Here is a 23295-nt window from a genome sequence, read left to right on the forward strand (position 1 = left end):
TATAGATTTTGTAGTTTTTATTTGAACGGACAATGAAACCCTTGTAATATTATGATTTATAATATATTAAGGCAGGTGTTAGTTGTTGAAGATCAGATCAAAGAACAACAAATTAATCTGGACTCAAAAGCAAAGAGGATGACTGGTAAACCTGATGAACTGGTACAAAAGGCTTCTTCAATTGAATCTGATCATTCAATTGAAGAAGAAACAAATTAGTTAACATGGTGATCATGTTTGAGGTAGTGCAGGGTAGCCTCCTCAAACATTATTTTTAGTTAAAAGAAGATTTAATCAATCTTTATACTGTCTATTGCTTTCTCCATTGCATGCTCTTTTATTCCAGGTACTTTTAATCCTTCAGCACGGAATACCGACAGATCTGTCATGCCTAAAGCACCAAGGAAGGCTTTTAAATAAGGCGCAACAAAGTCGTTGGCTTTACCCGGGCCTTGTGAATAGACACCACCAGAAGACATAGCCACATAAACTTTTTTTCCTGTTACCATTCCGACAGGGCCGTTTTCACTATAACCAAAAGTTATTCCTGCCCTTGTAATATGATCAATCCAGGCCTTTAAGGAGGTATGTATGGTAAAGTTGTAAAGCGGTGCACCAATAACAATGGTATCTGCAGCGAATAATTGTTTAACGACCTGGTCAGAAAAACGGATAGATTCTTTTTCTTCCTCAGTAAGCTGGTCTGCGGGAATAAAAAAGGTCCGGAGAACCTCAGGCGTAAGATGCGGAATTTTGGCATCTACAAGATTTAATTCTTCCACTGTACTACCCGGGTACTTATGCTGAATTTTTTCAACTATAGTATTACCCAGCTTAATGCTTTGTGATTCTTTGCCTTGTATGCTTGAGATTAAATGAAGGATACGTTTCATATGAAAATTTGTTTATTTAATAATATTAATTAAAGCAAATGTATAGTTACCTATTGATCAAAAGTCCATACTTACCTGAAGGAAAGCGGTTACATTGAGGTAAGTGATGTATCTTTACGGCTATGAAAATGATTAGAAATGAGGATCTTCCAAGCCATGAAGAGTGCACAGGCTCACTCAAAAACGTCCTTGATGCATTGTATGTTCTGAATGGAAAGTGGAGGCTGGCGCTGATCCTTTGCCTGGTGCAATCATCCAAACGTTTTAATGAAATTCAGCATGAAATCAAGGGAATATCCTCCAAGGTATTGGCTAACGAGTTAAAGAATCTGGAATTGAATGACTTTATCAAACGTAACGTATATCCAACTACCCCGGTAACTATTATCTATGAAGCAACCGATTATAGCAGGACTTTGAAAAATGTAATAGGTGAACTGAGTACATGGGGTCAGCAGCATAGAGAGAAAATTAAGCAAAGTATGCGAAAACAATCCTGAGACCTGAATTCTTTAACAGGAATTAAAACTAACAATCTTTAAAGTTCAGTGTTATTATTTACAAATTATAAAAACAATGGATCAATACCTCGTTATACTCACGATCATAGGGGTAGGAATCCTTGGGATGGCCTGGATGCCGTCCTTTACTGCCAAAACCAGGATATCATATTCTATCGTTTACCTTTTGATCGGTATGCTGCTTTACAGCGTTTTTGATTTCCTGCCTGCCCCAAATCCAAGGGTACATGGTGAATTTACACTTCATTTGACAGAACTGGTGCTTATTGTCTCACTGATGTGCACGGGGCTTAAAATCGACCAGAAATTTTCATTCAGGACATGGATAATTCCATTCCGGCTGATTACTATTACCATGTTCCTTTGTATAGCAACAGTTACATTAATAGGCATCTATTATTTTAAAATGCCTCTTTCTACTTCCATATTACTTGCTGCGGTACTTTCACCTACAGACCCTGTACTGGCTACTGATGTGCAGGTAGGTGATCCCAATCAGGAAGATCGTGACAATGCTAAGTTTTCTCTTACCACTGAAGCTGGTTTTAATGATGGTATGGCATTTCCATTTGTATGGCTTGCCATCGCACTGGCCATGACTTCAGGAGGCGAAATTCCCTTTTTATTTACATGGGCATTGAAACATGTACTTTACCAGATTGCTGCCGGGTTAGTTTGCGGATTTCTACTGGGTAAATTATTGGGTTATGTACTTTTTACGCTTGGTAAGAGATATGAAACTTTCTTTACTCAGGATGGTTTTGTCTCTATAGCAGCGACACTGATCGTATACGGCGCAACTGAAATTGTTCATGGATATGGATTTATTGCCGTATTTATTGCTGCGATAACACTCAGAGGTTACGAGAGGGGGCATAAATATCATAACCGCCTGCATGCATTTTCAGATCAGATTGAAAGGATACTTGTTGCCATTATGCTGATTCTTTTTGGAGGCAGCCTTGTGCGTGGTGTAATGAACAGCCTCACCTGGCCAATGGCAGCATTCGGCATTGTCTTTATTTTTGTGATCAGACCATTATCTGGTCTGATCGGACTGATTGGCACCAAGCTCAAAATCCAGGAGAAACTGGTCATCAGTTTTTACGGTATCCGGGGAATGGGATCTATTTATTATCTGGCTTTCGCTTTTGGAACCACTTTTTTTAAATATCAGGATGCCCTTTGGTCAATTATAGCCTTTATTGTACTTATTTCTATTGGTATACACGGGATTACTGCTGGCTTTACTTTTAAAAAACTCGAGCAGGTATTACCTGAGGATAACGAATTAATTGCCAAATAATCCGTTCAGGAAAGGAGATTATTATTTTCAGGTTTCTATGTTTTTTGTTAAAGATGGTCTATTATAGGATTTCCGGAAATTTAATTAAAAAGTAAGGGTAAGAATTCTGATAGGTAAGCTCTCCAATTAGACCAGGTGTGTCCGCCATCGCTTTCTACGTAATCGTATTTTAGGGGGAGAGTATCTAATTTTTTACGGTAAGTCTCCACATTTTTAAACAAAAAATCTTTTTTGCCAATCGCTATCCAATAAAGTTTAAAGCCATTTTTGGCTTGTATTTTTAGTTTTTCGTCAAGCTGCTGATAGATAGGTTGCTGATTGTTTGCAGGTGGTAAAATTGCCGGAGAAAAAAGACCTACATAAGCAAAGGTATTTGGATAGTTTGCCGAGATGTAAAGCGAGTGGAAACCACCCATTGAAAGGCCAGCTATAGCCCTGTTGGCTTTATCCTTTTTAGTACGGTAATTACTTTCAGTAAATTTAATTATTTCCGGAAAATACTGTTCCATATCGCCATTAAATACGTCTGGTGTCATCATAATGGGTTTATACATTCCTTTACTTGATTCACCTGGCGCAGCACTGTTAATGGTATGCCCGTTAGTGATGACAACGATCATAGGTTTTACTTTTTTTGCGGCAATAAGATTATCTAATAGCTGTGAAGCACGGCCAAGCTGCATCCATGCTTCTTCATCACCACCTACACCATGTAAAAGGTAGAGTACGGGATAATTTTCTTTGGTTGATTCGTAGCCAGGGGGTGTATAAACAGTTAATCTGCGGGACATTTTTAACCCATCTGAGCTATACCAGCGCTTGGATACCGTTCCATGGGGAACATCCGTGACCTTATATAAATCTGCTTTGCCTTTACCAACAAGAAATACATTTACAACAGAAGCCACATCTCTGATCAGATAAACATTATTAGGATCGCGTATTTTTAATCCATCGACTATAAAGGAATAGCTATATAATTCTGAGGGCAGCACTTTGGTTGTAAAAGTCCAGACACTATCTGCGGATAAGACCATGGGATCTGTACCAGCGTTATTACTGCCAGCAGTGTTGAAATCTCCCTGCACCTCTACCTTTCTGGCAGCAGATGCTTTTAACCGGAAGGTAACCGTACCATTTTCATGGACTTCCGGAGAGATAATTTCCTTTTGTTTGCCAAAATTAAGATTCTCCTGCGCGTAACTATTGGACGCAAAGATGGTAAGGAATAGTATACTGATATATTTCATAATTTTTCTTTTACAGACGTTCTCATTTGATCATCAAAATCCAGCTGTATGAGTACTATTTTATTTTCTCCAAGCTACTGTATTCTATTGGTAATATCCACTTTTTTTTCTATACTGTTAAAAATTATGCAATCTGGAATGTAATCAGTCTTCATCCGCTTCTGTCTATCACAAATATTAACTATCAGATAGCTCAGTTTCCTAATTAAGTTCCATCATAGAACTGAAAAAGCAATTCTATGATTTAATTAAATTTCCAGTTGTTTTTGTAGCTGGATTTTATCAGAAGATGAACCGATCATGATGGTGAATGTGCTGCGGGGTTCAAATACTTTTTTCATCTGCAGATCAATGATGGACAGGTCATCAGTTGTCAGAAGGAATTCCACACGTTTTGATGCTCCTGCTTTGAGTTTAATACGCTCAAAATGTTTCAATTGCCTGATTGGTTGAGCTGTTGAGGCAAACTGATTTTTCAAGTAAAGCTGGACTACTTCATCTCCGTCATATGGCCCGGTATTTTCTAAGGTAAATGACACCTGATAAGTTCGATTTGATAATGCTTTGCTGATGTTCAGGTCATGATAAGCGAATGTTGTATAGCTCTTGCCGTAACCAAATGCATAGCGAGGAGTTGCCTCTTCTTCGACATAACGATGGTCAAGCGGACTTTTTCTATTGTAATGGACAGGGATTTGTCCGACACTTCGGGGTACGGAAACAGGCATTCTCCCAGCTGGATTATACTCTCCAAATAAGATATCTGCAACAGCAGAACCTCCTTGCTGGCCGGGATACCAGGCGCAAAGTAGTGCGTCTGCATTTTCCGCAGCCCAGTTCATGTTCAGCGGCCGGTCTTGTATGTAGATAATAACAAGAGGTTTTCCTGTCTTTTTTAATGCTTTTAGTAAATCCATTTGCTTACCCAGCAGGTCTAGCGTAGAGCGGTCAAACCCTTCACCACTTTCCATATCTCCAATTGTTTGAGCCGTTGCAATTGCAGCCCCCGTTGTTGCGTAGGCTGTCTTAAAATCCCGGGCACTTGATCCACCTACTACTGCGATGACCACATCTGCCTGTTGTGCCGCTGCAATAGCTTGAGGAATAGTGTTTTCTGTAGTGTCACGAATGGCACACCCTTTCACATAGCTTACTTGCGCATCAGATAATTTGGAGCGAAGTGCTTGTAATATAGTAATCACATTTCCTTCAGCTTGTGGTGCTGTATAATCGCCCAGCATATTATATACATTGTCTGCGTTAGGGCCCGTAACAGCAATCTTAATTCCCTTTTTTAGTGGGAGGATGCTATTTTTATTTTCCAATAGGATAATCGATTCTCTGGCAACCTGTCGGGAAAGCAGGAGCTGTTCCTGTGTTTTAATTTCCTTTTTAGCTTTTTGAGGATTGACAAAAGGATGTTCAAATAATCCCATTTCGAACTTTAAACGGAGCACGCGGGATACGGCGGTATCAATAAAGCGCTCTTCAATTCTTCCTTTTTCAACAGCCTGGATCAGGTTAGGGTAAGCATTCCCTCCTAGATCTGCATTTAAACCAGCTTTGAGTGCCAGTATAGCAGCTTCAGTATAATCCCGTGCGATCCGGTGACTGCCTTTTATCCCCTCTATACTTCCTAAATCAGACACTGTAAAACCTTTAAATCCCCATTCTTTAATTAATATATCTGTCAATAAAAAACTATTGGAACTACAGGGGATACCATCTATGGAATTATAAGCGGCCATAATTGATCTGGCTCCGGCATTTATGGCCGATTGAAAAGGAGGGAGGTAATATTCACGAAGTTCCCGCTCACCAACACTGGCAGCGGCTCCGTTATGTCCTCCTTCAGGTATTGCATAAGCTACAAAATGTTTGAGTGTGGCTATTGTGCTATATGGAGCAGACAGCTTTCCTGCTCCCAATCCTTTAATCATCGAAGCAGCAAGCGTTCCTGTGAGTACAGGGTCCTCACCATAACTTTCTTCCACACGTGACCAGCGCGGATCGCGTGATAAGTCCAGTACCGGGCCATAGCTGATATGAGCTCCTTGTAAACGGACTTCTTTTGATACACATTTGGCCATTTTTTCTACTAATGATGGGTTCCAGGTGGAAGCCTGGCCAATACCAGTCGGAAATACGGTAGTACCAATCGCCATATGGCCATGAGGTGCCTCTTCTGCCAAAAATACCGGAATACCAAGACGCGTATTTTTTAGCATATATCGTTGTAATTCATTCGCAACTTCGGCTGCCAACTCAGGATTAAGACCGTTTTTCAGGGTTTTTTGTGTCCATGGATCGGCTCTGAATGTTGCCCAGAGCATGCCAATTTGTTTTTCGGCAACAATGTCCTTGAATTTTTGAGATACTTTAACCTTATTTCCTTGTCGTTCGTACATTTCCCATCCAAGCGGGCTTAAAAGTTGACCTACTTTTTCTTTGAGCGTCATTCTTTTGATTAAATCCTGAGTTCTTAAGGCTACAGACTGACTGGCATCTTTGTAAAGCGGTTGCTGGCAGTAAGCGCTAACAGGTAATGAAAGAAAAGTACAGCAGGTCAATATTACAAGTCTATTCATCTGGTTAATTCCTAAATATATGTACATACAAGTATAGTAAAATTTAAATATTACCTTATAGGTAATTGACTTTTTTCAGAAATCAAAATGGTTAATATTTATATATGGTGGTTTTTTACTGTATGTTGGATTATTAAGAATTTAAAATATATTTGGTTATTATGTATGTACATTTAGATTAGTTGTATTTTATATTTGCCATTTCTTTAATAAAACCAAAACCTTAAACCATAATGAAAAGGACTGTTCTCCTCTTATTAATCAGTATTCAGGCGACCTTACTTTATGCACAGCAAGAGAATGGGCCAGTTCAATATGTGAGGCCGAACATCGGATCCGCGCATAGCCGGTATTTTTTTTATAGCCCCGGAGCCGTTCCTTTTGGTATGGCCAAATTAGCACCCAGCACGAATGGTAGCGAAGGCAATGCATCCGGATGGGAAGCAGTAGGATATGACGATCGCCATAATTCTATAGAGGGCTTTGCAAATTTTCATGAGTTTCAGATTGGAGGAGTAGTCTTTGCACCAACAGTAGGGAAGTTGAAAACATTTCCTGGTCAAAAGGAAGAGAAAAATTCGGGGTACAGGTCTGCTTTTGATAAGTCTGATGAATATGCTACTGCTGGATATTACCGGGTGATTTTAAAAGATTATCATATCAAAGCCGAACTTACTGCTACAGAAAGGGTTGGTTTTCATCAATATACTTTTCCAAAAACAGATAGTGCCAATGTGATCTTTGATATTGGCCATAAGATGGGAGAGAGCGGGCCGGTTCTTGATGCAAAAGTGACTTATGATCATGGTCATGTATGGGGCTATGTAGTAACTAAACCTGTATATGTTCAGAAATATCAGGAATCAGCAAATGTCACGATGTATTTTTATGCATTACTGGATAAAATCCCTTCCTCTTATGGTGTATTTAAGGATAATACACAGTTTAAAGGGCTTAAGACCATAAAGGGAAAGGGTGCTGGAATATATTTGCAGTTTAAGACTAAGAAAGATGAACAGATTGGAATTAAAACAGGTCTTTCTTATACTTCTGTAGAAAATGCAAAACTTAATTTGAAGCAGGAAGCTTCAGGATTAAGTTTTGCAAAAGCAAAGGCTAATGCCATTCAAAACTGGAATAAATTATTGGGTAGAATTGAGGTAAAAGGCGGACTCGAACAAGATCGGATTAAGTTTTATACAGGACTCTATCATGCGCTTTCAGGCAGAGGTCTGGCAAGTGATGTGAATGGTGCTTATCCTAAAAATAATGGAGATATAGGGCACATTTCATTATTGAAAAATGGTACTCCGAAGTATCAGTACTATAATACGGATGCCATTTGGGGAGCTTTTTGGAATTTGACTCAGTTATGGGCCATCGCTTATCCGGAATATTATAATGACTGGGTACAAAGTCAATTGCTGGTTTATAAGGATGCAGGCTGGTTAGGTGATGGTATAGCCACTAGTAAATACGTATCTGGTGTTGGAACAAATTTTACAGGACTGGCGATTGCAGCAGCTTATAATGCAGGAATCCGGAATTATGATGTTCCTCTTGCTTATGCAGCAGTACGGAAAAATGAACTGGAAGCTAAGGGACGGATTCCCGGAGCTGGAAAGCTGGATGTTGGTATTTTTGTGGAGAAGGGTTATTCACCGTATTTGAAGGATGTGACCGGTAAACCGGAGTTAAATACGCAAGGTTCTCCTTTTGGAGCCTCTCATACGCTGGAATATTCTTTTTCTGCCTTTGCAGCAGCAACTTTTGCCAAGTCTCTTCAAAAGACAAAGGATTATGAGCAGTTGACCAAACTTTCAGAAGGCTGGAAGTTGTTGTATGATCCGGCTACAAAATTCATCAGACCCAGAGATAGGGAGGGCAGGTTTTTAGATAAGTTTGATCCTTTTGAAGCCTGGAAAGGTTTTCAGGAGGGGAATGCCTGGCAGTATACGTTTTATGTTCCTCAAGCGCCAGAGCAGTTAGTGAGTTTGATTGGAAAGGAGACTTTCAGCAGCAGACTGGATAGTATTTTTACTATTTCTCAGAAAAATTCATTTGGTGGAGGAACGCAAATTGATGCGTTTGCAGGGATTCAGGGCTTGTATAACCATGGGAATCAGCCGAATTTACATGTTTCCTGGTTGTTTAATTATGCCGGAAGACCGGATCTGAGCCAGAAATGGGTAAGAGCAATTTGTAATGAATTTTACGGTACTGATGGTATACATGGTTATGGATATGGTCAGGATGAGGATCAAGGGCAGCTGGGTGCCTGGTATGTTCTGGCTTCCATAGGGCTTTTTGATGTGAAGGGGTTGACGGCACCCAATCCTTCTTTTTTAATAGGAACGCCTTTGTTTGAAACGGTAAGGATTAAACTTCCTGAAAGTGTAAGGAAAAATGAGTTTTTGATTAAAGTTCGTCAACAGGAGCCCGATCATATTTATATTCAGAGTGGAAGGTTTAATGGTAGGGCGTTGAAAGGGTTGTCGATTGGGTTTGGGGATTTGGTTAGGGGCGGGGTTTTGGAATTGGTTGTTGGGAGCTACAATTAAATTATCAGTGTTTTGACTAATTAAATGGTTCGTATTAGACGTATGAGCCAACTGTGTCAGGAGAAAAATTATAAATGATTTTTTTACTTTTTTTAAAATTCAGCACTTATCGCCGCTATTCAGAATAATGCAATCATATTATTCATTTATTCTATCACAAATCAATGTAATTTCCTTAATGTGTTTTATGTATTTTACATAATGGGTAAATATATAGTATAATACTAAGTTTTAATTGTGGTTTATCCAGACAATATCTTAGATCAATCTATGAATTTACTTGATTGTTGTTGGCAGAGCCTTTAAATATTAGAATTAGACACAGGAATTATGGAAGAATTAAATTTCAATGCATTTTTTGGTACTTTTGACGTAGATATGGAACCGGTTTCCGTGATTGATATTACTGAAATAATTAAAGATAATTTTCATCGTGACCTGAAAATTATAATCCCGCCAAATACGGATTTTATCGAATATTTTGGCGACCCTGCAGCTGGTAAAAGAAAATTTATACAGATAATTAGCCCATATAGAAAGTTTAATATTATACAAGACGATTATCAATTTGATATTGAGATTGATTTAAATCAACTTGACAAAAATATTAAAATTATATATTATGCTTATATTGATAGAAATTCGAATTGGCAAGAGATAATTTCAGGTCAATTAAAACAGCTTCGGTGTTATGGAATTCTTGATGAGGCCGACTTGTATGTTCACATCACTGATGTTAAAGGTATTTTTAATGATGTAGTAGGAATTATTAAAAATATTTGCAAGCATGCCTATATTCTTAAATCTAATCAGAATCATTTTGAATATTATGGGATTAAATTGGCATATGATTTATCTGGCCAATATCCTGAATCTACAATCATCTATCTGCATACAAAAGGAATGAGTTATCACGGACAAAGCAGAGCAACTGCTGATATTGCCCTGCTAACTGGAACCTTTGATAACTGGAGAAAGAATTTAGAGGTTTTTAAAGATAATAGCATTAATAAAATAGGGTTATTTCCTGCATTAGAGGATATGGAGTCTAAATGGCTGGCTGGATCCAGGGGGGGATGGATATGGTATAATTTCTGGTACGCCAGGGCTAGTTATATTCTAACTTGTGAAGTTCCGGAAATAAAAACACATAGGTGGTATTTCGAAGATTGGCTGGGTGGACCTCAAAATGAATTATCTGTGTTAAAAAATGACTGCCGAAGTATTCATCCGGATAATGGAAAAACATATTATACGGCTGAAGAAGCAAAAGCAGGACTTATGGCCTGGAAAATAGTTCTTGGATTAACCAGTTAATTGAAAAACATCTCCTTTTTTTTACAGTTTGAAAAAAGCTTTTAGTTCAATCCGAGTGGCTGAAATGGGTTATTTACAGGTTCAAAGGGCTTTTATTTAAGTTTCTATTATTATTTATATTTTGTTCCTTTATAGGAATCAACCAATTACAGACCATATTTATTGATCATAATGAATCGTTTTTTTTGCAATATTATCCTGTTTTTTTTAAAAAAAATCATGTTGCTTACTTTTATAATTGTTCTATTAATGAGTAGCAGCTATGCTCAGGGCAAACATAAAAATGCTACAACATTTGCAGAACTCGAAAAAGGATTTATTGCTGTTCCAGATAGTATCCAAACAAGTGTTTATTGGTATTGGTTGTCTGATAATATTTCTAAAGACGGGGTAATTAAAGATCTCGAAGCCATGAAAAAAGTAGGGATTAATCGTGCGTTTATTGGAAATATTGGTATAAGTGATATCCCTTATGGAAAAGTGAAATTATTTTCTTCTGAATGGTGGAATATAATTCATACTGCATTAAAAACAGCTACCAGACTAGGTATAGAAATTGGAATTTTTAATAGTCCGGGCTGGAGCCAGTCTGGCGGACCATGGGTTAAACCTAAACAAGGAATGCGTTATCTGACGTCTTCTGAAATTTCGGTGAATGGGCCTATGTTATTGAATAGAAAATTAATTAAACCAGATCCTGACTTTCAGGATGTAAAAGTAATTGCTTATCCCGCACCTAAAGACTTTGATTCGGACCTGCGTAATCATAAAGTGAAATTAATTGGAACACCTGAAGTAGATAATCTAAAAAATCTGGTTGACAAGAATGAAGTATCGGTAATCAATTTACCTGTAAATAAAGCCTTTACTTTAGATTTTATATTGGAAAATGCATTTACTGCACGTAGCTTGCTAATCTATCCAGCAAATGCGCCAGCATATTGTGAGGTAGATTTACAATGCAAAATTAATGGAGTTTACCAAACGATAAAGCATTTTACAATGGATCGTACAAATCCGGGATTGAATGTTGGTTTTAAACCATATGCGCCTGTCGCAATCTCCATTCCCAAAATAACGGCCAAAGAATTCAGACTGTTATTTAATGAAGTTTCTGATGGAAGTGGAATAGCGGAGATCAAATTTTCATCGGCTCCTATTGTAGAAGATTATATGGAAAAGACCCTGGCTAAGATGTGGCAGACTCCTTATCCTTATTGGAATGCTTATCAGTGGATGTTAAAACCCGCAATTGATGATAGGAGCCTTTTGATTGATCCTGATAAAATTATAGATATCTCTGGATTCATTTCTGCTGATGGTAACTTAAATTGGAATGTACCTCCTGGTAAATGGATTATTGAGCGTACAGGAATGTTACCAACAAAAATGCGTAATAGTCCGGCTTCAGCTGAAGGTACAGGTTTAGAAACTGATAAGATGAGCAAGATGCATATAGCAGCTCATTTTGATTCTTTTTTAGGAGAGATTATGCGGAGAATACCTGCAGAAGACCGAAAGACATGGAAGGTGGCTGTAGAAGATAGTTACGAAACAGGGAGCCAGAATTGGACCGATGATTTTATAGAGCCATTTAAAAAGGTTTATGGTTATGATCCGTTACATTATTTACCTGTATTACAGGGAAGGGTTGTAGGGAGCGTTGACCGTTCTGATCGTTTTCTATGGGATTTAAGACGCTTTGTAGCTGATCAGTTGGCTTATGAATATGTAGCTGGTTTAAGAGAAGTAAGTCATAAAAATGGATTAACTACCTGGTTGGAAAACTATGGACATTGGGGCTTTCCAGGTGAATTTTTACAATATGGCGGTCAATCTGATGAGGTCAGTGGTGAATTTTGGAGTGAAGGGAGTCTGGGTGCAATTGAGAATAGGGCTGCATCTTCTTGTGCCCATATTTATGGGAAAACAAAAGTATCTGCCGAGTCGCTTACTTGTTCGCGTGATTCTTATTCACGTTATCCGGCGCTAATGAAACAACGTCTGGACCGCTTTTTTACAGAAGGTATTAATAATACACTGCTGCATGTATATATTCAGCAACCAGATGAAAAAACGCCTGGCGTAAATGCCAGGTTTGGAAATGAGTTTAATCGTCATAATACTTGGTTCTATGATATGGACGACTTCCTGAAATATATAAAGAGATGTAATCTACTATTGCAACAGGGTAAGTATGTAGCAGATGTAGCCTATTTTATTAGTGAAGATGCACCTAAAATGACAGGCTCGCAGGATCCTGCATTACCAATAGGTTACTCTTTTGATTATATTAATGCTGAAGTTATTAAAACCCGCATGTCTGTAAAAGATGGAAGAATTGTGCTGCCTGATGGAATGAGTTATAAAGTTTTGGTTTTGCCGAAGTTGGAAACGATGAGACCAGAGCTTCTAATGAAAATTAAACAATTAGTTCTTGACGGCGCTGTAGTTTTAGGTCCGAAACCATCAAGATCTCCAAGTTTACAAAATTTTGGAAAGGCTGATGAAGAAGTTCAGCAGCTTGCTGCTCAGCTTTGGGGAAGTATAAATAACACCGATATCAAAGTGAACAGGCTGGGAAAGGGAATGGTAATTAATAGTATGAGTCTGGAAGAAGTATTCAAAATGGTCAATTTGGTACCTGATTTGAAAACTAATCCTACTGATTCTGTTATGTTTATTCATAGAGATTTGAAAGAAGGTTCTGTTTATTTTATATCCAACCAAAAAGATAAATCAATTAATATTAAACCAGAATTTCGGATACCCTTTGGAGTGCCAGAGCTATGGGATGCTACTAAAGGAACTATGCGGGAACTTTCAGGTTATGGTCATAACTCAGTTAGCACTACTGTACCATTAACCCTGGCACCATTTGAAAGTGCCTTTGTCATGTTTAAAAAGGATGATATAACTAAGGATATAAAGGTGGTGCAACCAAATTCAAATTATTTTTTGACTAAACGAATAATGAAAATAACTGGTGAATGGCTGGTTAATTTTGAATCCAAATCCATAGGGCCATCCAATCCTGTTGTATTTAAGGAATTAGAGGACTGGTCAATAAGTAAAAATGACAGTATCAAATATTACTCTGGAGCAGCATATTATCACAATACCTTTAAATTAACAAATCTTGGAAAAAAAGAGCGGGTAATATTAGATTTAGGTGCTGTTTCTGCAATTGCAAAGGTTAAGGTTAATGGTATAGATGTAGGTGGTGTATGGACCTCGCCATATAAAGTAGATATTTCTAAAGCACTTAAATCTGGTAATAACGAACTTGAAATCAAGGTAGTCAATACTTGGGTGAACCGTTTGATTGGTGATAGCAAATTGGCAGTTAAAGAACGTAAAACCTCGGTAACTTATGATAAGTATACACCACAAAGCAAATTAAAACCATCAGGTCTTTTCGGACCTGTAAAGTTGGAAATAATTAAATCAGCTTTTTCGAAGACCCAAATCTGAACAATATATATACTTTCATCAATCCATTACCGCTTTACGGAAAAATCCTATATTTTATTCAATATCTAGATTGTGCTTATGGAGCAGACCACTTAAATTAAGTGCCGAAAACTTTGCTTTTTTCATCTTGTTCAGATCAGGATCCATACCATAGTTCAGTGCAGTTCTAAAATCTGCTTTCTCAAGTATCGTATTTATGAATGTTGCGCCACTTAGTTCGCAATTTTTAAATACAGATTCAGAGAGATCTACATTCGAAAAATCGACCTCTTTTAATGAGCAGTCGGTAAAATTTGTCTTTCTCAACTTCGTCCCAAAAAAAGTAGAATAATCCAGATAGGATTGAACAAAAGTAAAAGAAAACATAAACTTGTTACAGCGTGTGAAATTTACGCCCAATACTTTGCAACCCGTAAAGGTAACGTCCCTAAACCCAGCACCATCGACCATGGCCATCGAAAAGTTGCACTGTTTAAAGTAGCAACCTTCAAAATCGTTATTTCGCAAGTCGCTCTTGCTAAAGTCACAGTTAATGAAAACACATTTAATAAACTCTCTGTTCAATAACTGTTTCTCTGAATAATCAATATTCGTAAATGTTTTATCCTGGTGTATTGTAGGCTCGGTTTGCTCGCTCATGAAACAGATCTATTTTTAAGTGAAATTTGTGGCTTTTATAGTTTTGGTGTTAAATAATCCAGGATATCCTGCTTATTTTTCTCAGTAAGTGCACCGTAACCCAGATTTTCTGTATACCATATCCCATCTGCAACTAGTTTGGTAACCAGTCCGTGTATATTGATTTCACCCTCGGGTGGCAAAATGTTTGCCCTGCACCAGCTGTCCCACATTTCCCTATAATGCTCGCTGATCATTATGGCCTGTAGCACAACCCGCATTTTCTTCTTGTAGCTTTCATCATCACTTTTGCTGATGATGAACTTAAGATAGGCCAGACTTCCATCCTTTTCCAATATGTTGCCATCGAGTTTATATTGCTTTACTGATTCGGTCAATTCGTCAAGGCCTTGCCTCATCATTTCATCGAGCAGTTCTTCCTTGTTCCGGAAGTGATGTATAATACCACCTTTACTCAGCCCCGTCCGGTCGGCTATCGCCTGAAAAGTTACCTGATGCCAATCCTCAGTTGCACCTATCTCAATAGCCATATCAATGATCATTTTTTTGTTGATCTCTGGCTCCTTTTTACGTTTATAAGCATTCTCTAATACCATACTAATATTTTTTTTAAATATACCGAACGTATGGTTTGTTTCAAAATAATTCTTATATTTGTGACATAATCCTGCTTTAAAACTAAAAGCGGGTAGTAAAAATATCTCGTTATAAATGGAAAAAAAATTGGCTGTAGATATAGTTCATTCAGAAATTGTTAAAAGTGCTTCATGCAACGTAATTATTTATTCTGATGCTAAGCCAATCACTGTTTTGTTTATAGTTCCATTCTGGAACGCGCTTTATTGAGTTAACTCCTAATTCTGACTCCTAAAAACAGCTCATTTATTTGAGCCCCTGTTCGTGCATATATATGCACAACGGTTTCTCTATGCTTTTTAATTTAACAAATCACACCAATATGCAAAATTTGAGAAGGCTTTTTGTGCCTATTTCTTTCGCGGGCTTATTCTTTAGTTCCTGTGGAAACCAACAGCAAGGCGACCAGAAATGGGGTTCCGGCGCACCGCAACCTTTCCCCGTAATTATGGTATCGGCCTCCAATACAATCCTTACCGAAGATTACCCGGCAATGCTAGAAGGGCAGCAAAATGTAGATATCCGTCCCAAGGTAGACGGTTTCATCGAAAAAATTTATGTAGATGAAGGCTCTAATGTCGTTAAGGGTCAACTTCTTTTTAGACTTCAGGCCCCACAGTACGAACAGGAGGTGAAAAATGCGGAAGGCAATATCAAAAGTGCCGTGGCGGCGTTCAATTCTGCTAAACTTCAGCTCAAAAAAGCCGAGCCACTGGCTGAACGGGGAATTGTAAATAAATTTGAGGTCGATGAGGCCCGTTACAACCTTCAAGCCAAGGAAGCTGCACTATCACAGGCACGTACAACACTGGTCAATGCCAGGGTAAATGTTGGATACACAAATATCGTTAGCCCAATGAATGGTATCATTGGAGCCATTCCCTATAAAACCGGAAGTTTAGTCAGCAGTGCTGCACCACAGCCGCTTACCACCGTATCTGATGTGAGCAGGTTGTATGCTTATTTTTCGTTAGATGAAAAGAAATACCTCGACTTTGCAGCGTCTTATCCAGGCAAAAACACAAAAGAAAAAATTAATAAGTTCCCGGAGGTTAGCCTTGTGCTTGCTAATGGTAAAGCGTACAGTTCAAAAGGGAAATTGGAGACTATTGCAGGACAAATCAATCCCTCTACCGGTACGGCAACCTTACGTGCTGTATTTGATAATCCTGAAAATCTGGTGCGAAGCGGATCGAGTGCGACCATACGCATCCCAATGGCAATAAATAATGCAGTAATCATACCCCAAAGTGCTACCTATGAGATGCAGGATAAACGTTTTGTATATGTTGTTGCAGCTGATGGTACCATCAATAGCAGAGAAATCAAGGTGAATCCAATTTCCAACGATACAAACTTTGTAGTAAAAGAAGGAATTAAAGCCGGCGAAAGGATTGTATCAGATGGAATGTCAGGCCTTAAAGACAAAATGAAAATCATTCCTACAGACCCTTCGAAAATGGGTACACAACCAAATTACTAGTCAGGTATCCAACTTATTTATACCATAACAATATGTTAAGAAAATTTATAGAAAACCCGGTATTGTCTACTGTTATCTCTGTGATCATTGTGATCTTAGGCATACTTGGATTGTATACTCTTCCCATATCACAATATCCTGACATTGCCCCACCAACTGTTGAGGTAAAAACGAGTTACCAGGGCGCCAATGCTGATGTAGTTATGAACAGTGTGATCGTACCATTAGAGGAACAGATCAACGGAGTAGAAAATATGTCTTACATGACTTCTACTGCAAGTAATGACGGTACAGCGACCATAACTATCTTTTTTAAGCTGGGAACCGATCCCGATCTGGCTGCTATAAATGTACAGAACAGGGTAACCAAAGCCACCAGCCTGTTGCCTGCTGAAGTGATCAAATCGGGTGTAACCACCAGCAAACGCCAGTCCAGTTTAGTGTTTATTTTTGATGTATACAGCACCAACAAGACATACGATGAAGCCTTTATCCAAAACTATGTTAACCTAAACCTGATGCCCCAGCTTAAGCGGGTTCCCGGTGTTGGCGATGCATTTTTATACGGTGCGAAAGACTATTCCATGCGTATCTGGCTGAAGCCAGAAGCAATGGCTGCATATAAACTTGTCCCCCAGGATATAATGCAGAAACTTACAGAACAGAACATAGAAGCAGCACCTGGCAAATTCGGCGAGAATGGGAAAATGGCTTTCCAGTATGTAATGAAATACAAAGGAAGGCTTAAAACGGCAGAAGATTTCGACAAGATCGTGATCCGGGCAGACCAGAAGGGCAACATTCTGCGTCTGAAAGATGTGGCAAGGGTAGAACTCGGTGCACTAAGCTATGCCAGCGGAGCAGTAACAAAAGGTGGTTTGGCTTCCACCTCTATTGCCATTACGCAATCGGCCGGTTCCAATGCGCACGAACTAATAAAACAATGTGAAAAAATCGTAAACGAAAGTGGAAAGGATTTTCCGGAAGGCCTGCACCATAAGACCTTCCTTAACGCTAACGAATTTTTGGATGCCTCCATTGAGAAAGTAATACATACGCTCATTGAGGCATTTATCCTGGTCTTTATTGTAGTTTTTATATTCCTACAGGATTTTCGTTCAACACTTATTCCTGCTATTTCGGTTCCGGTAGCCATTATCGGCACATTCTTCTTCCTAAAACTATTCGGTTTCAGTATCAATATGCTCACGCTGTTCGCTTTGGTACTTGCCATCGGTATTGTAGTAGATGATGCCATTGTAGTGGTAGAAGCAGTGCACGCTAAACTGGCACATGGTGCTAAAAATGCAAAAAAAGCAACTTTACATGCCATGAGCGAAATCAGCAGCGCCATTATTTCAATTACACTGGTAATGGCAGCTGTCTTTATTCCCGTATCCTTTATCGACGGTTCTGCAGGTGTTTTTTATAAACAGTTCGGACTAACCCTGGCTATTGCCATTGTAATTTCAGCCATCAATGCTTTAACCCTTAGTCCTGCCTTGTGCGCCATTTTCCTTAAGCCCCATGTGCAGCATGATGGTGATCAGCAAAAAGGTGTAATGAATAGATTTTATAATGGGTTTAATGCTTCTTTTGAGGCCATGACATCCAAATATAAAAAAACTGTAGAATTCCTCATTAAAAGGAAATGGCTGGCGCTTTGTTCTATTATTGTTTTTTCTGCATTGAGTTTTTACCTCATAAAGACCACTCCGACAGGCTTTGTGCCGAATGAAGATGGTGGAGCTATTTTTTCAGACATTATCCTTCCCCCATCCTCTTCGCTGGAAAGAACAGAGGTGCTTGCAGATCAGGTAGAGAAGATTGTTAGCTCAGTTCCGGAAGTAGAATCAGTTACCCGTTTAGCCGGGCAAGATCTGATTAGCGGTGCGGGCGGATCATATGCAACACTTTTCATCAGGCTAAAACCATGGAAAGAGCGTAAACACAAAGGTCAGGATGTACAGAGCATTGTGGGCCAGCTTTTTGGCCGAACCGTTCATGTAAAAGGCGCACAAATTATTTTCTTTGCCGCTCCAACACTACTTGGTTTTGGAAACACTACCGGTTTCGAATTCAACCTGCAGGACCGCACCAATGGCGATCCGGGCAAATTCGGACAGGCCATGGGTAAATTCCTCGGGGCATTAAACCAGCGACCGGAGATCCTATATGCAACCACCTCATTCAATAACAACTTTCCACAGTTCCAACTTGATATAAACGTAGAAAGATGTGAGCAGGCTGGAATAGCTGTAAATATGGTACTTAATACTATGCAGGGCTACTATGGTGGTATTTATGCTTCTGACTTTAACCGTTTCGGCAAACAGTATCGTGTAATGGTACAGGCCGATGCAGGTTCCAGGGCAACTCCTGAAAGCATCAATAGTATATTTGTAAAAACAAATAGCGGGCAGATGGCGCCAATATCGGAGTTTGTTACCCTTAAAAAGGTACATGGCCCGGAATTCTTAAATCGCTTCAATCTATTCAACTCAGCTGCTATTACGGGGTTACAAAAACCTGGCTATAGTTCCGGAGATGCGATAAAGGCAATACAGGAAGTTGCAGATCAGACCTTACCCAGAAAATTTACATACGAATTTTCAGGTTTATCAAGGGAAGAAGTAGAAAGCGGAGGACAGACCATCCTCATTTTCTTATTGGTACTTGTTTTTGTTTACTTTCTATTGTGTGCACAATACGAAAGTTACATAGTTCCATTCGCAGTACTGTTATCGCTCCCAATCGGGCTATCAGGCGCATTCCTTTTCGGGAAACTGTTTGGGGTAGATAATAATATATTTGTACAGATCAGTCTTGTAATGCTGATTGGCCTATTGGCCAAGAATGCCATTCTGATTGTAGAATTTGCATTGTTGCACCGCAGGAGTGGACAGGGAATTGTGGCCGCGGCAGTTGGTGGTGCCACAGCGAGGTTGCGCCCGATCCTGATGACCTCTTTTGCCTTTATCTTTGGGCTTTTGCCACTGATGTTCGCACAAGGTGCGGGAGCGATGAGCAATCGTTCTATTGGTACAGCTGCAATTGGAGGTATGCTTGTGGGTACCATCTTTGGCATTTTAATTATCCCTACACTATTCATCATCTGCCAAAGCCTGCAGGAAAAAATAAGCGGTGCCCCCTCGAAAAGGACAGAAAGCGAGCATGATGAGGCTTTTATCTAAAATATGAATATGATGAACAACAATTATAAATGGCTTATACCCGCACTGCTGCTTATGGCATCGTGCCAGGTAACCAAAAAATATGAGGCGGCGGCGGTACCTGCGTCCACCAACTATCGATCAATTAAAATTTCGGATACCATCAGCACAGCAAGTGTACCCTGGAAGTCCTTTTTTGCTGATACGGTACTACAAGACTTGATCGCCGAAGGGATTAGTAATAATCTCGATCTGAAAATAGCCTATCAGCGGATTGTATCTTCAAGAACCGGTTTATGGAGAAGCAAACAGGCCTTCATTCCGGAACTAAACAGCACAATAGGCATCAAACAATCCAAACTTCCTTTTCCACAAGGTTTTGGGTTGGTAAAGGATGCCACGCAATTTGATATTGGGCTACAGATGAATTGGGAAGTCGATATTTGGGGAAGACTGGGAAGTGCCAAGAAATCAGCTTATGCAGAACTTATGGCTACCCAAGAGGCACAGCGGGCAATACAGACGCAACTGGTTGCTGATATTGCCAGCAACTATATATCTTTGCTCTCTTTGGACAGCCAACTTGAACTTCTACAAAAGACGGTCAAAAACCGTAAAGAAGATGTAGAAACCATGGAGGCACTGAATGCATCAAATATTGTAAATGGTGCAGCGGTAGTACAGAGTAAAGCAAACCATGCGGCCGCCAAAGTTGCTATTCCTGAAGTAAAAAAACAGATCTTCGAGACTGAAAATGCAATTTGCGCTTTATTGAACCGTGAACAGGGTAATGTGGAAAGAGGATCTCTGGCCAACTTTAGTTTACCCGAAAGCTTGCAGACTGGTGTACCATCCGCGCTACTGCAAAACAGGCCGGACGTAAAACAGGCAGAGCAGTTGTTAAGGGCAGCTTTCCAGCATACAAATGTGGCAAGAACCTCCTTTTACCCAAGCTTGAGGATTACAGGCGGTTCCGGGTTTTCGAGCTTTAATTTTAAGAATTTATTTACTGTAAGCAGTCTGTTTGCTAATATTGCAGGAGGGCTAACACAGCCCATCCTGGCCAGGGGCGAGAATAAAGCAAAGCTCAAAATTATGGAATCCGAGCAGCAAATAGCCCTGTATAACTTCCAGAAGGTAATGGTGGTAGCTGCAAAAGAAGTATCTGATGCGATGTTTACCATTCAGACTGCCCAGGAAAAGCAGACTGAACGTACTTCGCAAGTCAGGTTTCTCGAGCAATCGGTAGAATTTACCAAAGAACTACTGAGGTACAATTCCTCAACGAACTATACCGATGTACTCACCTCTGAGAATAATCTTTTAAATGCACAATCAGGAAACATTGAAGATAAAGTTCAAAAGTTACAGGGAATAATTTTGTTATACAAGGCCTTAGGTGGAGGATGGAGATAAATCATAATTGGAACGCACCTGGCCGCGTTCTCTTAAAAAACTAATCAATGAATTTAATCAATAATCTTAAAGCTGTTATTCTTTCAATCGCAGATTTTTTTAGAAGATCATCAGAAGTATTGGAAGAAGATAGGGTTTTTCTTTTTCTGGACATCAATTCTTCTACAGAGAGTGCAGAACGCTTGGGAAACAGGGAATATAGCCGGTATTTAAATCGGTTTTTTGAGCAGGTCGAAGATGCCGCCTATAGCTGTAATGGAGAAATCTATGAATGCGTTGGAGACGAGGTAGTATTGAGCTGGGAAAAAAATGATGCCTATAATCAGCAAAATTGTATCCGCTGTTTTTTTATGATAAAAGATGATGTGGCGGCACATAAATCTCTATACATTAGGGAATTCGGACAGATGCCCGTCTTCAAGGGAAGTATCCACGGAGGAAAAGTGATGCCCACAGCTCCATTAATATATAGAGAAAAGCCAGTATACCATGGGCATGTGCTCAATGTTACTTCCAGGTTACAAGAGCTTTGTTATCAGTACGGGCAGGAGCTGATCGTTTCACTAAATGTATGGGAAAAAATCCCGGTTAATAAGAGCTATCGGGCGTTTGCAATAGGATTGGTTAAAATTAGGGGGAGTGCCTTCCCACTAGAGATCTTCGGCGTGAAATCTGTCCAGGCAAAATAACTTATACCCATCTGTACTTTCTTCTATAACATCAGTAGAAGAGCTGTGTCATAAATCAGAGCGCACGGAAAAAAGCTAAATTCTGTAAATAATGGCTAAATACGATCAGGCTAAACATTTTTTTACCTGATCGTATTTTTTTTGATAAAATCATTAGAAAAATCTTTTTTTGCCCAATAATTAAAAACTAAATTAGAAAACATGAAATACATCAGACTTTTACTAATGACCACTGTCGCGACCATATATTCTCCTATGGTATTTGCGCAAGTCCATACTTATTCGCTAAAGGGGAAGATCGGGCAGTTGAACATACCTGCCAAAGCCTATTTGTATTATACTAACTCTACTGGCTGGAAAATAGATTCGACTTTGATCAAACAAGGTAAATTTACTTTTTCAGGACCAATTTTTGCTGATCAACAGGCTGCTCTATTTGTCAACAAATTAGGCGATGGTGTACGTTCCAGTAATGCTGTCTATATCAAGCTTTACCTTGAAGCAGGAAATATTAACGTAAACAGTCCGGATTCGGCCAGCAATTCCACGGTTTCAGGCGGGCCATTGAATACAGATAATGCCCGTTTGAATGCCGCGATGTCAGCAGTAAATAAAAAACTGACTACAATGAAAAGCGATTATAGTAAGGCAACGCAAGCGATGAGAGAGAACAAAGAATTTAATGATAAAATGGAAAGGGTAAATGATTCTCTTCGTAGTGAGCAAAATAGAGTATACTATGCTTTTATAAAGGATCATCCCAATTCACTGATCAGCTTATACGCTTTACATAGCTATGCCGACTATTTTCCAGACGCCAATCAACTCGAAGCGATTTTTCGTACTTTATCCCAAAACGTCCGGTCATCTAAGCCGGGCAAGGAATATGGTGCCGAGCTCGCGAAGCTGAAAAACACAGCAATCGGCGCGATTGCTCCCGATTTTACGCAGGCAGACACATCCGGTAAAGCCGTATCACTTCATGATTTTAAAGGTAAATATGTGCTACTTGATTTTTGGGCCAGCTGGTGCGGCCCTTGCCGGGCGGAAAATCCAAACGTAGTTGCTGCCTACAACAAATATAAAGACAGTGGATTTGCTATTGTGGGTATATCACTTGACCAACAAGGAGCAAAAGATAAATGGCTAAAGGCCATCCATGATGATCATCTGACATGGACACAGCTGTCAGAACTTAAAGCATGGCAGAATCAGGTTTCACAGCTATATTCAGTTAGCGCTATTCCACAAAATTTTCTGATCGGACCAGATGGTAAAATTGTAGGTAAAGATCTTCTGGGGCAGGATCTCACCAATAAGCTGCAAGAGATTTTTAAGAAATAATACCG

At 39.3% G+C, this 23295-nt stretch carries 16 protein-coding genes; 11 read left to right on the forward strand and 5 right to left on the reverse strand.

Annotated elements, in window-relative coordinates; all coding sequences use genetic code 11:
* Nucleotides 1–51: 51 nt before the first annotated feature.
* The gene (locus AB3G38_RS02300; protein ID WP_367866885.1) at nucleotides 52–219 is read left to right on the forward strand and encodes a hypothetical protein; all 168 of its coding nucleotides are present in this window, start codon (nucleotides 52–54) and stop codon (nucleotides 217–219) included.
* 71 nt (nucleotides 220–290) lie between these two features.
* Here AB3G38_RS02300 and AB3G38_RS02305 read toward each other — a convergent pair whose 3' ends face one another.
* Nucleotides 291–893, reverse strand: a complete 603-nt coding sequence (locus AB3G38_RS02305) for an FMN-dependent NADH-azoreductase (RefSeq protein WP_367866886.1) — start codon at nucleotides 891–893, stop codon at nucleotides 291–293.
* Nucleotides 894–1015: 122 nt separating this feature from the next.
* Between AB3G38_RS02305 and AB3G38_RS02310 the strand changes: the two genes are divergently transcribed.
* Both AB3G38_RS02310 and AB3G38_RS02315 read left to right on the forward strand, forming a co-directional pair.
* The gene (locus AB3G38_RS02310; protein WP_367866887.1) at nucleotides 1016–1393 is read left to right on the forward strand and encodes a winged helix-turn-helix transcriptional regulator; all 378 of its coding nucleotides are present in this window, start codon (nucleotides 1016–1018) and stop codon (nucleotides 1391–1393) included.
* 76 nt (nucleotides 1394–1469) lie between these two features.
* Nucleotides 1470–2720: a cation:proton antiporter gene (locus AB3G38_RS02315; protein WP_367866888.1), complete on the forward strand. Its 1251-nt coding sequence runs from the start codon at nucleotides 1470–1472 to the stop codon at nucleotides 2718–2720.
* Between the two features lie 80 nt (nucleotides 2721–2800).
* On the opposite strand, the gene AB3G38_RS02320 is transcribed toward AB3G38_RS02315, so the two are convergent.
* Entirely contained in the window at nucleotides 2801–3970 is a 1170-nt protein-coding gene (locus AB3G38_RS02320; protein WP_367866889.1) for an alpha/beta hydrolase-fold protein, read from the reverse strand.
* 248 nt (nucleotides 3971–4218) lie between these two features.
* Complete coding sequence (locus AB3G38_RS02325) at nucleotides 4219–6558, reverse strand: glycoside hydrolase family 3 N-terminal domain-containing protein (RefSeq protein ID WP_367866890.1); 2340 nt, start codon at nucleotides 6556–6558, stop codon at nucleotides 4219–4221.
* 233 nt (nucleotides 6559–6791) lie between these two features.
* Here AB3G38_RS02325 and AB3G38_RS02330 point away from each other — a divergent pair, with 233 nt between their 5' ends.
* The 3 genes from AB3G38_RS02330 to AB3G38_RS02340 all read left to right on the forward strand — a co-directional run bounded on the left by AB3G38_RS02330 (nucleotide 6792) and on the right by AB3G38_RS02340 (nucleotide 13910).
* The gene (locus AB3G38_RS02330) at nucleotides 6792–9119 is read left to right on the forward strand and encodes a GH92 family glycosyl hydrolase (protein WP_367866891.1); all 2328 of its coding nucleotides are present in this window, start codon (nucleotides 6792–6794) and stop codon (nucleotides 9117–9119) included.
* Nucleotides 9120–9449: 330 nt separating this feature from the next.
* Nucleotides 9450–10436, forward strand: a complete 987-nt coding sequence (locus tag AB3G38_RS02335; protein WP_367866892.1) for a hypothetical protein — start codon at nucleotides 9450–9452, stop codon at nucleotides 10434–10436.
* A 249-nt stretch (nucleotides 10437–10685) separates the two neighbouring features.
* On the forward strand, nucleotides 10686–13910 hold the full coding sequence (locus AB3G38_RS02340; RefSeq protein WP_367866893.1) for a glycosyl hydrolase: 3225 nt from the start codon (nucleotides 10686–10688) through the stop codon (nucleotides 13908–13910).
* Nucleotides 13911–13964: 54 nt separating this feature from the next.
* Here AB3G38_RS02340 and AB3G38_RS02345 read toward each other — a convergent pair whose 3' ends face one another.
* Nucleotides 13965–14549, reverse strand: coding sequence for a pentapeptide repeat-containing protein (locus AB3G38_RS02345; protein WP_367866894.1), 585 nt, complete (start codon nucleotides 14547–14549; stop codon nucleotides 13965–13967).
* 35 nt (nucleotides 14550–14584) lie between these two features.
* Nucleotides 14585–15145, reverse strand: coding sequence for a TetR/AcrR family transcriptional regulator (locus AB3G38_RS02350; protein ID WP_367866895.1), 561 nt, complete (start codon nucleotides 15143–15145; stop codon nucleotides 14585–14587).
* Between the two features lie 362 nt (nucleotides 15146–15507).
* On the opposite strand from AB3G38_RS02350, the gene AB3G38_RS02355 reads away from it, so the two are divergent.
* From AB3G38_RS02355 to AB3G38_RS02375, 5 genes are all read left to right on the forward strand, one after another.
* Entirely contained in the window at nucleotides 15508–16668 is a 1161-nt protein-coding gene (locus AB3G38_RS02355; protein WP_367866896.1) for an efflux RND transporter periplasmic adaptor subunit, read from the forward strand.
* A gap of 32 nt (nucleotides 16669–16700) precedes the next feature.
* Nucleotides 16701–19862, forward strand: coding sequence for an efflux RND transporter permease subunit (locus AB3G38_RS02360; RefSeq protein WP_367866897.1), 3162 nt, complete (start codon nucleotides 16701–16703; stop codon nucleotides 19860–19862).
* A gap of 9 nt (nucleotides 19863–19871) precedes the next feature.
* Nucleotides 19872–21257, forward strand: a complete 1386-nt coding sequence (locus AB3G38_RS02365) for a TolC family protein (RefSeq protein WP_367866898.1) — start codon at nucleotides 19872–19874, stop codon at nucleotides 21255–21257.
* 47 nt (nucleotides 21258–21304) lie between these two features.
* Nucleotides 21305–21946 carry an adenylate/guanylate cyclase domain-containing protein gene (locus AB3G38_RS02370; RefSeq protein WP_367866899.1) on the forward strand — a complete coding sequence of 214 codons (642 nt, stop codon included), beginning with the start codon at nucleotides 21305–21307 and terminating at the stop codon, nucleotides 21944–21946.
* A gap of 201 nt (nucleotides 21947–22147) precedes the next feature.
* The gene (locus tag AB3G38_RS02375; RefSeq protein ID WP_367866900.1) at nucleotides 22148–23290 is read left to right on the forward strand and encodes a redoxin domain-containing protein; all 1143 of its coding nucleotides are present in this window, start codon (nucleotides 22148–22150) and stop codon (nucleotides 23288–23290) included.
* Nucleotides 23291–23295 lie beyond the last annotated feature (5 nt).

This window comes from Pedobacter sp. WC2423 (assembly GCF_040822065.1).
Taxonomy (GTDB): domain Bacteria; phylum Bacteroidota; class Bacteroidia; order Sphingobacteriales; family Sphingobacteriaceae; genus Pedobacter.

What these genes read in the sequence shown, in the direction of transcription:
- AB3G38_RS02305 (WP_367866886.1), bottom strand. Translation starts at nt 893, where the DNA reads ATGAAACGTATCCTTCATTTAATCTCAAGCATACAAGGCAAAGAATCA.
- AB3G38_RS02300 (WP_367866885.1), top strand. Translation starts at nt 52, where the DNA reads ATGATTTATAATATATTAAGGCAGGTGTTAGTTGTTGAAGATCAGATC.
- AB3G38_RS02370 (WP_367866899.1), top strand. Translation starts at nt 21,305, where the DNA reads ATGAATTTAATCAATAATCTTAAAGCTGTTATTCTTTCAATCGCAGAT.
- AB3G38_RS02335 (WP_367866892.1), top strand. Translation starts at nt 9,450, where the DNA reads ATGGAAGAATTAAATTTCAATGCATTTTTTGGTACTTTTGACGTAGAT.
- AB3G38_RS02355 (WP_367866896.1), top strand. Translation starts at nt 15,508, where the DNA reads ATGCAAAATTTGAGAAGGCTTTTTGTGCCTATTTCTTTCGCGGGCTTA.
- AB3G38_RS02360 (WP_367866897.1), top strand. Translation starts at nt 16,701, where the DNA reads ATGTTAAGAAAATTTATAGAAAACCCGGTATTGTCTACTGTTATCTCT.
- AB3G38_RS02345 (WP_367866894.1), bottom strand. Translation starts at nt 14,549, where the DNA reads ATGAGCGAGCAAACCGAGCCTACAATACACCAGGATAAAACATTTACG.
- AB3G38_RS02310 (WP_367866887.1), top strand. Translation starts at nt 1,016, where the DNA reads ATGAAAATGATTAGAAATGAGGATCTTCCAAGCCATGAAGAGTGCACA.
- AB3G38_RS02375 (WP_367866900.1), top strand. Translation starts at nt 22,148, where the DNA reads ATGAAATACATCAGACTTTTACTAATGACCACTGTCGCGACCATATAT.
- AB3G38_RS02325 (WP_367866890.1), bottom strand. Translation starts at nt 6,558, where the DNA reads ATGAATAGACTTGTAATATTGACCTGCTGTACTTTTCTTTCATTACCT.
- AB3G38_RS02330 (WP_367866891.1), top strand. Translation starts at nt 6,792, where the DNA reads ATGAAAAGGACTGTTCTCCTCTTATTAATCAGTATTCAGGCGACCTTA.
- AB3G38_RS02340 (WP_367866893.1), top strand. Translation starts at nt 10,686, where the DNA reads ATGAGTAGCAGCTATGCTCAGGGCAAACATAAAAATGCTACAACATTT.
- AB3G38_RS02350 (WP_367866895.1), bottom strand. Translation starts at nt 15,145, where the DNA reads ATGGTATTAGAGAATGCTTATAAACGTAAAAAGGAGCCAGAGATCAAC.
- AB3G38_RS02320 (WP_367866889.1), bottom strand. Translation starts at nt 3,970, where the DNA reads ATGAAATATATCAGTATACTATTCCTTACCATCTTTGCGTCCAATAGT.
- AB3G38_RS02365 (WP_367866898.1), top strand. Translation starts at nt 19,872, where the DNA reads ATGATGAACAACAATTATAAATGGCTTATACCCGCACTGCTGCTTATG.
- AB3G38_RS02315 (WP_367866888.1), top strand. Translation starts at nt 1,470, where the DNA reads ATGGATCAATACCTCGTTATACTCACGATCATAGGGGTAGGAATCCTT.